The organism is Rathayibacter rathayi (assembly GCF_004011095.1).
Lineage (GTDB): Bacteria > Actinomycetota > Actinomycetes > Actinomycetales > Microbacteriaceae > Rathayibacter > Rathayibacter rathayi.
The window spans coordinates 2826448-2838927 of sequence record NZ_CP028129.1; the positions used below are offsets into that span (position 1 = coordinate 2826448).

Below are 12480 nucleotides of genomic sequence, written 5' to 3' on the forward strand. Positions count from 1 at the left end.
CGGGGGCGGCGGGCCGCAGTCCGCCGTCCGTCACCGGCTCTGCACAACGCCACCACCCCTGGAAGCCGACCGCCGCGAGGCCGGGCAGGGACCGGCCGAGCCCGTCGATTGAGCTCCGCTCAATCGACGGCTTTAACGGAGTGCCCGCCGAACTGGTTGCGCAGCGCCGCGACGGCCTTCATCGCGGGAGAGTCCTCCTGACGGGAGACGAAGCGCGCGAAGATCGAGGCGCTGATCGTCGGCACCGGGACGGCATTGTTGATGGCCTCCTCGATGGTCCAGCGGCCCTCGCCCGAGTCCTGCACGTAGCCCTCGATGTTCTTGAAGTCCGGGTCCTGCTCGAGGGCGCGGACGAGGAGCTCGAGCAGCCAGGACCGAACGACCGTGCCGCGCTGCCACGCCTTGAAGGTGCCGGTGACGTCCTTGATGATGTCGCTGCGGGTTTCAAGGAGCTCGTAACCCTCGGCGAACGCCTGCATCAGGGCATATTCGATGCCGTTGTGCACCATTTTCGCGTAGTGGCCCGCGCCGACCTCGCCGACGTGGACGAAGCCCTCTTCGCGGGGACCCTCCGGACGCAGCGCGTCGAAGACGGGCATCGCGTACTCGACGAGCTCCTTCGGGCCGCCGACCATGAGGCCGTAGCCGTTCTGTAGACCCCAGACCCCGCCGGAGACTCCGGCGTCGATGTAGTGGATGCCCTTCGGCTTCAGCAGGGCGTCGTGCTTGAAGTCCTCGGTGAAGCGGGAGTTGCCACCGTCGATGACAAGGTCGCCCTCGGCAAGCTTCTCCGAGAGGTCCTTCACGACCGCGTCGGTGATCTCGCCGGCCGGGACCATCACCCAGACGATCCGGGGGGAGGGGAGCGCGGCGATCATCTCGTCGAGCGAGGCGGCGTCCGAGACGTCCGGGTTCCGGTCGTAACCGGTGACCTCGAGGCCCTTCGAGCGGAGGCGGGAGCGCATGTTATCGCCCATCTTGCCGAGGCCGACGAGTCCGATGTGCATGGTGAACCTTCCTGGATTCGTTGTCCGGCGGGCGGGCGCTCGTCGGGAGCGGGGCGGTCGCGGCTCTGCGATCCGGGGCGGTGGTCAGCGCAGCAGCAGGTTGGGCTGGAGCAGGTAGCGGTAGCTGTCGCTGCCGGGCTGTTCCCGCGAGGTCTGCGCGGTGATCAGGACAGGGCCGGGCTTGTTGGGGTTTTCAGTCTTCGTGAACGCGATGCGCACGAATTCGGAGTGGACGGCGGCGAGGCCGTCGAGCAGGAACTGCGGCTTGAGCGAGACGACCACGTCGTCCCCGGTCACGATCGCGTCGATGCTCTCGGACGCCTGCGCCTGCTCGGAGCCAATGGCCTCGAGGGTGAGCCCGTCGCTGCTGAAGCTGAAGCGGAGGGCGGCCTCGCGCTCGAGCACGAGTGAGACGCGGCGGACGGCTTCGATGAGGTCGCTGGTCGACATCACCGCGTAGTTCTCGACGGAGGCGGGGAAGAGGCGCTTCACGGGCGGGAAGTTGCCCTTGATCAGGAGCGAGGTGACGGTCTTGCGATCGGCGGTGAACGCGATCAGCTCGCGTTCGTCGCGGTTCGTGATCGCGATCGAGACGGTGCCGGAGTGGCCGAAGGTCTTGCCGACCTCCTGGAGCGTGCGCGCCGGCACCAGAGCGGTGAGCGGCTGAGCCGGCGCCGGATTGTCGCCGTTGTCCCAGTCGATCTCGCGGACGGCGACCCGGTAGCGGTCGGTCGCGACGAGTCCGATCGTGTTCTCGGTGATCTCGAGCTGCACGCCCGTGATGACCGGAGTGACGTCGTCGCGGGAGGCGGCGACCGCCACCTGCGAGACCGCTGCCGCGAAGGCGTCCGCCGGGACGAGACCGGTAGAGGCGTCGATCTCGGGGATGCTCGGGTACTCCTCCACGGGCATTTGCAGCAGCGTGAAGTGCGCTGAGCCGGCCGAGACCGAGACGCGCGACTCCTCCGTGGCGATCCGCACAGGCGCATTCGGCAGGCGGTTCGCGATATCGGCGAGGAGGCGGCCCGAGACCAGGACGGTCCCCGTCTCCTCGACGTCTGCTGCGATCTGCGTCTGCGCGGACACCTCGTAATCGAAGGAGGACAGCGTCAGACCCTCGGCGGTCGCCTCGATGAGGACCCCGGAGAGGATCGGCAGGGTCGTGCGCTGCGGGAGCAGCTTGACCGCGAAGGACACCGCCTCGCTGAAGACATCGCGGTTGGCTTGGAACCTCACGAGTACACCCCTGACGAGTCGCGGACGAAGACCGTCGCCCATCGTACCCGCCGGGCTCGGCGCGCTCGGAGGCGGATCGCGGCCGAGAGCTCCCGAGCCGCTGTGGAGAGGTTGCCGGTCGAGGTCTAATTAAAGAGAGAACTGCGTTAACAGTGTTAACAGGTGTGGAAACTGTGGAAAACGCTTCGGGCCCCTACTGCGCAGAGGGATCGGAGCTACCCGCCCCTGTGGAGGGAGTGTGAGCGCGGCCGTGGACGCCCTGTGGAGCGATTCGGGCCGACCCACCGCCCTCCACAGGCGGGCGTTCCGGGCGCACAATCCCGAGGCGGTTGTCCACAGTTATCCACAGGTTCCTCACACTGTGGAAATCGACGGCTGTGGCGCGTGAGACGGCGTGTCAGGCGCACGGATGACGAGACGCGAGGGGTCGACGGCGAGGAGCAGCGATCCGTCTTTGCTGGTCGACGAGCCACGCAGCGGAGTCTCGAGACCCACGGACCGTGCTCCTCCTGTCGATCCATCGAACATCGGATGCAGGGAAGGATGTCGCCCGTAGGGGACGGCCGGGAGCTAGCGGTTGGTCTTGATGCGGGTGGTCAGCTCGGTGACCTGGTTGTAGATGCTGCGGCGCTCCTTCATGAGCTCCGAGATCTTTTTGTTCGCGTACATGACGGTCGTGTGGTCGCGGTTGCCGAACAGCTGACCGATCTTGGGCAGCGAGAGATTTGTCAGCTCGCGGCAGAGGTACATCGCAATCTGGCGTGCGGTGGCCACGGCTTGAGAGCGCGACGATCCGTAGAGGTCGTCGACCGTCAGCTTGAAGTAGTCCGCGGTGTGATTGATGATGTCCACCGGCGAGATGACGTTGTCCTCGTCGAGCGTGATCAGGTCTTTTAGCACGGTCTGCACGAGCGACATGTCGACCGGAGTGCGGTTCAGGCTCGCGAACGCGGTGACGCGGATGAGCGTCCCCTCGAGTTCGCGGATGTTGCTCGACACCTTCGACGCCATGAACTCGAGGATCTCGTCCGGGACGAGCAGTTTCTCGCTCACCGCCTTCTTGCGGAGAATCGCGATGCGCGTCTCAAGGTCCGGCGCCTGCACATCGGTGATCAGGCCCCACTCGAAGCGCGAGCGCATCCGGTCCTCGAAGCCGGTCAGGGCCTTCGGCGGCAGATCGGAGGTGATCACGACCTGCTTGTTGTGGTCGTGCAGCTGGTTGAAGGTGTGGAAGAAGGCCTCCTGCGTCTCGGCCTTTCCCTGCAAAAACTGAATGTCGTCGATCAGGAGGATGTCGACGTTGCGATAGCGGCCGTGGAAGGCGTTGCCCCGGTTATTCGCGATCGAGTTGATGAAATCATTGGTGAACTCCTCGCTCGAGACGTACCGCACGCGGATCCCCGGATAGAGGCTCATGGCGTAGTGGCCGATGGCGTGCAGGAGGTGCGTCTTGCCGAGCCCCGAGTCGCCGTAGACGAAGAGCGGGTTGTAGGCCTTGGCGGGCGCTTCGGCGACGGCGACAGCCGCGGCGTGGGCGAACCGGTTGGAGCCTCCGATGACAAAGTTGTCGAAGCTGTATTTGGGATTCAGCCGGGTGTCCGTGGCCGGCACGGTCCGCAGCTCCTCGACGACACCGGTCGGCGCGACTATGGCCGAGGAGGCGTTGCTGGGCTCGAACGGGTTCGTCGAGTCCTGGGTCGACGGGGAGTTCAGGGGCTCGTGCTCGATGTCGGGGTTTACCACGAATGCGAAGGTCGTGACGCCGAAGGAGTCGTCGAGCGTCCCGATCGCGCTGAGCAGGGGCACGCGCACGCGCTGTTCGAGCATCCCGCGGGTGAATTCGTTCGGGACCTCGAGGTAGAAGGTGCCCGCCATGATGCCCTTGGGCTCCACCAGCGAGACGAATCCGTAGAGGGGAGCGGTGATCCGCTCGTCCTGGGACAGTGCGCCGAGGATCACGTTCCACGCGTTGACCATCGACGTGTCGCCTGTCATCTGTCTCCGGTCCTGGGTGGTGTCGCTGTGAAGCCGCTACGGGAGTCGCCGAGTCCGGAGGCCGTCGCGGGGCGGTTGTGAGCCGCGAACCGAGGCGCGGTCTCGTGTGCCGTTCCTCCACAGGGTTGTCCACCGGCCTCGAGTGATGCCTGTGCGGGAGCGGGAAGACGCGGATCCCACCTGTGGATAACTGCGGCTCAACACCGTAACGAACGGAGCCGACGGGAGACAAATCCACCACAGCAACTCCCGCGTGTCAATGCGCGGAAGCCCGTGCCGCCGGTGCATGATCGAGGTTTCGACCCGATCACATTTGACCGGCGACGGTGCAGGCCGTAGCTTTAATCAGTTGACGCCTGCCCGGTGTCGTCCGTGCGACCCTCGTGGGTCTCGCGGAGTCGCAGCCGGGACCCCTTGCTTCCCGGAGGATCCGAGTCACCGCCCGAGAGGGCGGCACCGGTTCGCGCCGCGGAACACGTACGTGGAGATCTGAATCATGAGCAAGCGAACCTTCCAGCCGAACAACCGTCGTCGCGCCAAGGTGCACGGCTTCCGCCTGCGCATGCGCACCCGTGCCGGCCGTGCCATCCTGAGCGCTCGTCGCGCCAAGGGGCGCACCGAGCTCTCCGCCTAGTAGCGACCGGTACCGACCAGCGGTGCTGGCCAGAGCCAATCGCATCGTCCACGGAGGCGAGTACCGGACAGTCGTCCGTCGCGGTGTGCGGTCCACAGGGCCGCACACCGTCACGTATGTCCGCCGTTCCTCGGTGGCCGATCCTGTGCGGTTCGGATTCATCGTCGCGAAAACGGTCGGCACGGCGGTGACGCGCAATACCGTGCGTCGCCGGCTGAAGGCGGTGGCCTTTGAACTCGTTCGCGACATCGACCCGGGCACCCAGGTGGTGGTCCGTGCTCTGCCCGGCAGTGCCGACGCTCCCTGGTCAGATCTGAGGGCCGAGGTCGCTACCGCGATGGCGCGGGCCCTGCGGAAGAGCGGAGCCCGCTCGTGAGTGCGGTGCTCCCCCGTTGCGAGTCCTGGTCCGCCGGGCTTGGTTGGACGGTGGTCCTGCTCCCGCGGAATGTCGGCGTCCTGCTCCTGGTCGTCTATCGGGCCGTCGTCTCTCCGCTCTACGGGGATGTCTGCCGCTACTACCCCTCGTGCTCCGCGTACGCGCTCCAGGCGGTCCAGTTCCACGGGCTCGTCCTCGGCTCCGTCCTCGCGGCCCGCCGTCTGCTCCGCTGCCACCCGTGGGCGGCTGGCGGCATCGACGACGTCCCGACCTCGATCCCCCTGCACCGACCGGCTTCCGGCCGGACCCGCTTCGCTGTGACGCGAGCTGGGTTCGTCGTGGGCCCTCGAAAGGACTGACCTCACTTCATGGACCTCCTCGGCACGATCCTCTGGCCCCTCAAGTGGGTGGTCGAGCTCCTCCTCGTTGCCTTCCACCAGCTGCTGACGTTCACCGGCATGGAGGCGGCCGCAGGAATCACCTGGGTCCTCTCGATCGTCGGCCTGGTCATCGTCATCCGCGCCGCGCTCATCCCAATCTTCGTCAAGCAGATCAAGAGCCAGCGCCGGATGCTCGAAGTCGCACCCCAGCTCAAGAAGATCCAGGACAAGTACAAGGGCAAGCGCGACCAACTGTCCCGCGAGGCGATGTCCCGCGAGACGATGGAGCTCTACAAGAAGACGGGCACCAATCCGCTCGCCTCCTGTCTGCCACTGCTGATCCAGATGCCGATCTTCTTCAGTCTGTTCTCGGTCCTGAATGCGGCGCAGCACAGCCAAAGGGGCGTCGGTCCGCTCGATGAGACACTCGCCCGCCAGTTTGGCGAGGCCAACCTGTTCGGCGTCGCTCCGCTGCACCAGTCGATCCAGGGTGCGCTCGCCCAGGGAGGCCAGGAGCCGGTCATCGTCATCGCGGTGATCATGGTGGTCTTGATGACCGCCTCGCAGTTCATTACCCAGCTGCAGATCGTCTCGAAAAACATGTCGCCCGAGGCCAAGGCTTCGCCGACGTTCAAGCAGCAGCGGATCCTGCTGTACATCCTCCCCCTCGTCTTCGCCTTCTCCGGTTTCGCCTTCCCCCTCGGCGTGATGTTCTACTGGCTGACCTCGAACATCTGGACGATGATTCAGCAGTTCATCGTTATCCGGAACATGCCGACCCCGGGTAGCGAGGCCGCGAAGGCCCGCGAGGAGCGCCTTCGCCGTAAGGGAAAGTTGGTCGAGGAGACGACGGTCGCCGGCGATGTCACCCTGGTTGAGAAGAAGGCCGTTCAGCGCACACAGCCCGTGAGTAAGAACCGCTCCAAGAAGCAAGCCGGAAAGAAGTAGAGCCGCCATGACTGATCCGATGCAGACCCTGTCCGACAACGTATCTGCGGCGATCGAGAACGTCGACGTGTCCGCTTCCGATGAGGCGGCCGAGTCGACGCTCTCGGAGCTCGAGGATGAGGGCGACGTCGCCGCCGATTACCTCGAGGAGTTCCTCGACATCTGCGACCTTGACGGTGACATCGACATCGAAGTGCGTAATGGCCGTGCCTACCTCTCGGTCACCGCCTCCGGCGACACCAACCTTCGAGTGCTCTCCCGCCCCGACGCGGTCCAGGCGCTGCAGGAGCTGACCAGGCTCGCGGTGCAGACGAAGACGGGTGCCTTCTCGCGCCTCATCCTCGATATCGGTGGTTCCCGTGATGCGCGCGAAGCTGAGCTGGCACAGCTCGTCGACCGGGCCGTCGAGCGCATTGAGGACGGCGCGACGTCCGCGTCACTGCCACCGATGTCGTCCTACGAGCGCAAGCTGGTGCACGACCTGGTGAGCGAGCGCGGGTTCGTGTCGGAGTCGCGCGGCGAGGCTCGCGAGCGTCACACCGTCATCACCCGCGGCTGAGCGGCGTGGAGTTGACGCTCGAGGCCGAACCCGCGGCCGCTGCGACGATCGCCGGCGATCGCTTGCCGGTGCTGCGGCGATTCACGAAGGCGCTGGCGGAGCAGGGTGAAGAGCGCGGTCTGATCGGACCTCTGGAGCTCCCGCGGCTCTGGACGCGGCACGTCCTCAACAGCGCTCTGGTGGCGCCTCTCCTGCGTCCGGGACTCGTGGGCGATGTCGGTAGTGGTGCGGGTCTTCCCGGCCTCGTGCTGGGCATTGTGCGGCCCGACGTCCGCTTCGTGCTCATCGAGCCGATGGAGCGCCGCATCATCTGGCTTCGAGAGCAGGTTGAGCAGCTGGAACTCGAGAATGTGTCGGTTATGCGAGCACGAGCCGAAGAGGTTCGTCTTCCTGAGGCCCTCGACCAGGTGACGGCACGAGCGGTCAGTGCGTTGTCGAAGTTGATCCCGCTGACCGCGCCGCTGCTGCGGCCCGGTGGCGAGTTGGTCCTGCTGAAGGGCATCAATGCCGAGAGAGAGATCGACGCCGCGGCGAGGCAGATCCGGCGCTTTCAGGTGTCGCCGCCTGAGGTCGTCGTGCTCGGCGACGGCGTGCTCTCCGAGGTGACGAGGGTCGTCCGGGCTACAGTGGGGTGATCGCCACGGCGCCGCAGTGAGCTGTCGACTCCTCGACCGTCGACCTGTCGGTGTTGCTGCCCATCCCACTCGCTGAGCGAAGGTTTCATGTGAAACAATCCGATTCCGCCGGTCTATCCGGAGGCTTCGACTCCTCGACTCCGCTTGCCCGAGAGATCGCCGATATGACGCGACGACGAGCACTGCTGAACGCCCAGCCTCTGCCCAAGCCAGAGTCGACGAGGGTGATCACCATCTCGAATCAGAAGGGTGGGGTCGGTAAGACGACGACGACGGTGAATCTCGCGGCCGGCCTGGCTCGCGGTGAGGCGAAGGTTCTCGTCATCGACCTCGACCCGCAGGGGAACGCGTCGACCGCTCTGGGTATCGAGCACCGCGCAGACACCGCGAGCGTCTACGACGTCATCGTCAACGACACTCCCCTGGCCGACGTCGTACAAAAAAGTCCGGAGTTCGCGTCTCTGTACGGCGTCCCGGCCACGATCCACCTGGCCGGCGCAGAGATCGAGCTGGTCTCCCTCGTGGCCCGCGAGCAGCGGCTCCGCCGAGCGCTCGATCGGATGCTGGACGGGATGGACGAGCCATTCGACTACGTCTTCATCGACTGCCCACCGTCCCTCGGGCTGCTGACGATCAATGCCTTCGTCGCCGCCCGCGAGGTGCTCATCCCGATTCAGTGCGAGTACTACGCCCTCGAGGGGCTTAGTCAGCTGCTGAAGAACATCGACCTCATCGAGCGGCACCTCAACCCGAACCTCGGAGTCTCGACGATCCTGCTGACGATGTACGACGGCCGCACGAATCTCTCGCAGCAGGTCGCGGCGGATGTCCGGGAGCACTTTCCGAAGGAGGTGCTGCGGGCAGTCATCCCGCGCAACGTCCGCATCTCTGAGGCGCCGAGTTACGGCCAGAGCGTGATCAGTTATGACCCGCAGTCGTCGGGCTCGTTGGCGTATTTGGAGGCGGCGGCCGAGATCGCACGTCGAGGCGCAGCGAGGACTCCCGAGACGGCACCTGAAGGAGAGGCACGCTGATGGCAACCAAGCGCACAGGACTGGGCCGGGGGATCGGCTCGCTGATCCCGATCAGTGACGATTCACGGTCGCGCCCGGTCGACGTCTTCTTCCCCGATCAGGTCGGCGATTCGGCGCGGGCCGAGGAGCTGCTCGAGGTCCCCGGCGCGCGACTGGCACGACTCCCCCTGGCCGACATTGTGCCGAATACTGCCCAGCCACGGTCCGTGTTCGACGAGGACGACCTTGCCGAACTGGTGCACAGTATTCGGGAGTTCGGCGTCCTTCAGCCGATCGTCGTCCGTCCGACCACTGTGCGCGGGAAGGCGAAGTATGAACTCGTCATGGGCGAGCGCCGCTTCCGTGCGTCCCAAGCAGCGGGCCTCGCGACCATTCCGGCTGTGGTCAAAGACACCGCAGACGAGAACATGCTGCGGGACGCGCTCCTCGAGAACCTGCACCGGGCCGACCTGAATCCGCTGGAGGAAGCGTCCGCGTACCAGCAGCTCTTGACCGACTTCGGTATCACCCAGGAGGCACTCGCTACTCGGCTCGGGCGGTCCCGACCGCAGATCTCGAATACTCTGCGGCTCCTGCGGCTGCCCGATGATGTGCAGGCGCGAGTGGCGGCCGGCGTGCTCACGGCTGGGCACGCTCGAGCAGTCCTGTCGCTCAATGATGTCGAGCTGATGCGGCGGCTCGCCGACAAGATCGTCAAGGAGGATCTGTCGGTCCGAGCTGCGGAAGCGGTGGCCGCGCAGATGAAGGCACCACGGACGACTACACGATCCGGGGCGGAGGACCAGGGTGGGCACTCGGGTCACCTCGCATCCATCGCGGATCACCTCGGTGATCGGCTCAACACCCGAGTGAAGGTGACTCTGGGCGCCCGCAAGGGTCAAATGGTCATTGACTTCGCGACGATCCAGGATCTCAATCGGATCCTCGCGGAGATTGGTGAACCGTCCGAGGTATCGCTCGCGCCGTAGGGCGTTTCACATGAAACGCAGGCGAACGGTCCCCCCGCTCATTGGTGGTCGACTAGTCGGACGGTGCGACCGCAGAAACATGTGCTGGTCGCTCGTGTCCGCCTGCGCGGTGGGGCTCGGTGGTCGATCCTGTATTCGCGACGGCGGGGTCTGCTGTCTCGAATACCCGGAGTCTCGATACGCCGCTACGGCGGCTATGTGATCGACAGCAGCCGGTAACGACGTCCGAAGGGGCCGCACAGCCGCCACTGAGCCCGGGACAGTGAGTGGACAATCCCTGCGGGTACGAGCGCCGTTTCACATGAAACGGTCTATGAGGCGGCTGCGAGCTGGGCGAGGGTCGAGTACACGTCGCCGAGGTACCTGCCGGAAGCCTCGATGGCCTGGGGTACCAGAGAGGTCTCTGTCATGCCGGGGAGGACGTTGGCGTCAAAAAACCAGGGGGAGCCGGACTCGTCGAGGATGAAGTCAAGACGAGAGAGATGCCGGAGCCCGAGGAGTTCGTGGATGGCGACGGCGACGCGAGAGACCTCGTCGGCCACGTCTGACGTGATGCGCGCCGGTGTGTAGAAGTGGGTCTCCCCCGCGTTGTATCGAGCCTCGAAGGTGTAGCGACCGTCGACGGGAGCAATCTCGACGGGAGGGAGAGCGAACGGGCCGTCCCCGAGGTCGAGAATTCCCACCGACACTTCGGTGCCGAGGATCTGCTGCTCGATCAGGACCACATCGCCGTAGGTGTAGGCCTCGACCATCGCCCGGGGCAGCTGCGATGACTCCGAGACGATGCTGACGCCCTGCGCAGATCCGCCCTGCGCAGGCTTCACCACCAGCGGACCGAGGAGGTGCGCCTCGACCTGCTCCAGGATGCCGGCAGCGCCGAGCTCACGGAATGCGTCGCGGGGGAGGGTCACCGAGCGCGGAGTCAACAAGCCGGCCCGGGCGACGAGCGTCTTCGCGGTGGGTTTGAACCAGGCAAGTCGCGCGGCATCCGTCCGCGATCCGACATAGGGGAAGCCCGCGGCCTCAAGGAGTCCGAGGAGCGCCCCGTCTTCGCCACTGGCTCCGTGCACAGCCGGCCACACCACGTCCGGCCTCGTGTGCAGAAGCGTCCTCAGGAGGTTCGCGTCGGGCTCATGCAGGGTGACGCGGTGGCCCATCGCGGACAGACGTCCGGCCACCCGTCGGCCGGAGCGGAGTGAGACGTCGCGTTCGTGGCTGATCCCGCCACTGATCACGACGATGTCGAGGGTACGGTCGAGTACAGAGAAATCAGTCATGACCAGGTCTTTCTTGGCGTAGGAGCGGCGTCAGGAAATGTTGGGCGGCAGCACCGCATCGCGTCTGCTCGTCTCGGCGCTGTCGAGTCGGCCCGTCCCGGCGAAGGTCGACAGCAAATCGAGTTCACCGTTGATCACGGTCGCGAGCCGCCGGATCCCGTCGCCGATCCGTTCTGGAGTCGGATAGCAGAACGACAGGCGCAGGTTCTGCCGGCCGTCCCCGTTGCCGTAAAAGGCGGTGCCCGGCGTGTAAGCGACCAGTTCCTTCACTGCTCTCGGGAGCATCGCCTTCGAGTCGAGATCGTCGGGCAAGGTGACCCAGACGTAGAACCCACCGTTCGGGTTCGTCCAGCGCAGGTCGGGGAGGTGGGTCTGTAGTCCCCGGAGCATGGCTTCCTTGCGCTCGCGGTAGACGTCGCGGAAGGTGTCGATCTGCGCCCTCCAATCGGCGGTCTTCAAGTACTGGGAGATGACCAGCTGACTGAACGACGACGGGCTGAGCACGGCCGCTTCGTTGGCGAGGATCAGTCGCTCGCGGATCGCATGTGGCGCGAGGGCCCAACCAACCCGGAATCCGGGCGCGAGGGTCTTTGAGAACGTGCCGAGATAGATGACGCCGTCCTCCTCGAGCGATCGCATCGCCTTCGGCGGTACATCCTCGAAGTAGAGAAGCCCGTACGGGTTGTCCTCGAGAACGAGGATGCCCTCGGAGGTACAGATCTCGAGAATCTCGACCCGGCGTTCCCAGCTCAGGGTCACTCCGGCCGGGTTATGGAAGGTGGGGATCGTGTAGAGGAACTTGATCGTCTTGCCGGTAGCCCGGACTCTGGCGATGTGTTCCCGCAGCGCCGCGGGGATCAGGCCGTGCTCATCCATCGGGACGTGCTCGACCTCGGCCTGGTACGAGCGAAAGATGACCATTGCCGTGACGTAACTGGGGCCTTCGGAGAGGACGACATCACCGGGGTCGAGGAACAGCTTGGAGACGAGCTCCAGAGCATGCTGCGACCCCGTGGTGACCACGACATCGTCCGCGCTGGCGGAGATCCCCTCGAGGGCCATGACGTCCAAGATCTGCTCGCGAAGGACCGGGACGCCCTGCCCGGAGCCGTACTGGAGCGCGACCGACCCCTGCTCGCGCATCACCGTCTCGAGTGCTCCCGTGACGAGGTCCTGGGGGAGTGCGGAGACGAAGGGCATGCCGCCGGCGAGCGAGACCACTTCTGGGCGTGAGGCAACGGCGAACAGGGCTCGGACCTCACTGGCGGCCAGACCGGCCGTGCGCTCCGCGTAGGAGTTGTACCAGGGGTCGAGGTTGGTGCCGCGGTTGGTCACGATGGTTGTTCCGCTTCGATCGGTGGACAGGGTTCCCGAGGCCGGAGCCAAGTGGGTCCACAGTACCGGCCGCTCCTGTTCTATGCCGCGGCCGTC

The 12480-nt window shown here is 65.7% G+C and carries 13 protein-coding genes; 8 read left to right on the forward strand and 5 right to left on the reverse strand.

Translation table 11 applies throughout. The features are described from left to right. Positions 1-119: 119 nt before the first annotated feature. The 3 genes from gnd to dnaA all read right to left on the reverse strand — a co-directional run bounded on the left by gnd (position 120) and on the right by dnaA (position 4238). Positions 120-1007, reverse strand: coding sequence for a phosphogluconate dehydrogenase (NAD(+)-dependent, decarboxylating) (gnd, locus tag C1O28_RS13615; protein ID WP_097166727.1), 888 nt, complete (start codon positions 1005-1007; stop codon positions 120-122). Positions 1008-1091: 84 nt separating this feature from the next. Beyond that, a complete protein-coding gene (gene dnaN / locus C1O28_RS13620; RefSeq protein WP_097166902.1) occupies positions 1092-2243 on the reverse strand; it encodes a DNA polymerase III subunit beta in 1152 nt (383 codons plus the stop codon). Between the two features lie 570 nt (positions 2244-2813). Then, entirely contained in the window at positions 2814-4238 is a 1425-nt protein-coding gene (dnaA, locus tag C1O28_RS13625) for a chromosomal replication initiator protein DnaA (protein ID WP_097166728.1), read from the reverse strand. A 496-nt stretch (positions 4239-4734) separates the two neighbouring features. Here dnaA and rpmH point away from each other — a divergent pair, with 496 nt between their 5' ends. The 8 genes from rpmH (at position 4735) to C1O28_RS13665 (ending at position 9772) form a co-directional block, all read left to right on the forward strand. After that, a complete protein-coding gene (gene rpmH / locus C1O28_RS13630; protein WP_027692766.1) occupies positions 4735-4872 on the forward strand; it encodes a 50S ribosomal protein L34 in 138 nt (45 codons plus the stop codon). Between the two features lie 22 nt (positions 4873-4894). Continuing rightward, the gene (gene rnpA / locus C1O28_RS13635; protein WP_097166729.1) at positions 4895-5248 is read left to right on the forward strand and encodes a ribonuclease P protein component; all 354 of its coding nucleotides are present in this window, start codon (positions 4895-4897) and stop codon (positions 5246-5248) included. Continuing rightward, a complete protein-coding gene (gene yidD / locus C1O28_RS13640; protein ID WP_243392072.1) occupies positions 5245-5607 on the forward strand; it encodes a membrane protein insertion efficiency factor YidD in 363 nt (120 codons plus the stop codon). The genes rnpA and yidD overlap by 4 nt, the downstream gene beginning before the upstream one ends. 9 nt (positions 5608-5616) lie before the next feature. Beyond that, complete coding sequence (yidC, locus tag C1O28_RS13645) at positions 5617-6576, forward strand: membrane protein insertase YidC (protein ID WP_097166730.1); 960 nt, start codon at positions 5617-5619, stop codon at positions 6574-6576. A 7-nt stretch (positions 6577-6583) separates the two neighbouring features. Next, positions 6584-7135 carry a Jag family protein gene (locus tag C1O28_RS13650; protein WP_237398066.1) on the forward strand — a complete coding sequence of 184 codons (552 nt, stop codon included), beginning with the start codon at positions 6584-6586 and terminating at the stop codon, positions 7133-7135. A 5-nt stretch (positions 7136-7140) separates the two neighbouring features. Next, positions 7141-7770 carry a 16S rRNA (guanine(527)-N(7))-methyltransferase RsmG gene (rsmG, locus tag C1O28_RS13655; RefSeq protein ID WP_097166731.1) on the forward strand — a complete coding sequence of 210 codons (630 nt, stop codon included), beginning with the start codon at positions 7141-7143 and terminating at the stop codon, positions 7768-7770. A 164-nt stretch (positions 7771-7934) separates the two neighbouring features. Then, positions 7935-8804, forward strand: a complete 870-nt coding sequence (locus C1O28_RS13660; protein WP_097166732.1) for a ParA family protein — start codon at positions 7935-7937, stop codon at positions 8802-8804. Next, entirely contained in the window at positions 8804-9772 is a 969-nt protein-coding gene (locus C1O28_RS13665) for a ParB/RepB/Spo0J family partition protein (protein WP_097166733.1), read from the forward strand. Before C1O28_RS13660 ends, C1O28_RS13665 begins: the two co-directional genes overlap by 1 nt. Positions 9773-10083: 311 nt before the next feature. Here the strand turns inward: C1O28_RS13665 and C1O28_RS13670 are convergent, their stop codons facing one another. Together C1O28_RS13670 and C1O28_RS13675 are read right to left on the reverse strand one after the other, a co-directional pair. Then, a complete protein-coding gene (locus C1O28_RS13670; RefSeq protein WP_097166734.1) occupies positions 10084-11049 on the reverse strand; it encodes a D-alanine--D-alanine ligase family protein in 966 nt (321 codons plus the stop codon). A 30-nt stretch (positions 11050-11079) separates the two neighbouring features. Further along, positions 11080-12387 carry an aminotransferase-like domain-containing protein gene (locus C1O28_RS13675; protein ID WP_474091845.1) on the reverse strand — a complete coding sequence of 436 codons (1308 nt, stop codon included), beginning with the start codon at positions 12385-12387 and terminating at the stop codon, positions 11080-11082. Positions 12388-12480 lie beyond the last annotated feature (93 nt).

Bases quoted from the DNA above. Each gene is read 5' to 3' on its own strand.
- gnd (WP_097166727.1), bottom strand. From the start codon at position 1,007: ATGCACATCGGACTCGTCGGCCTCGGCAAGATGGGCGATAACATGCGC.
- dnaA (WP_097166728.1), bottom strand. From the start codon at position 4,238: ATGACAGGCGACACGTCGATGGTCAACGCGTGGAACGTGATCCTCGGC.
- rpmH (WP_027692766.1), top strand. From the start codon at position 4,735: ATGAGCAAGCGAACCTTCCAGCCGAACAACCGTCGTCGCGCCAAGGTG.
- yidC (WP_097166730.1), top strand. From the start codon at position 5,617: ATGGACCTCCTCGGCACGATCCTCTGGCCCCTCAAGTGGGTGGTCGAG.
- C1O28_RS13650 (WP_237398066.1), top strand. From the start codon at position 6,584: ATGACTGATCCGATGCAGACCCTGTCCGACAACGTATCTGCGGCGATC.
- C1O28_RS13660 (WP_097166732.1), top strand. From the start codon at position 7,935: ATGACGCGACGACGAGCACTGCTGAACGCCCAGCCTCTGCCCAAGCCA.
- C1O28_RS13665 (WP_097166733.1), top strand. From the start codon at position 8,804: ATGGCAACCAAGCGCACAGGACTGGGCCGGGGGATCGGCTCGCTGATC.
- C1O28_RS13670 (WP_097166734.1), bottom strand. From the start codon at position 11,049: ATGACTGATTTCTCTGTACTCGACCGTACCCTCGACATCGTCGTGATC.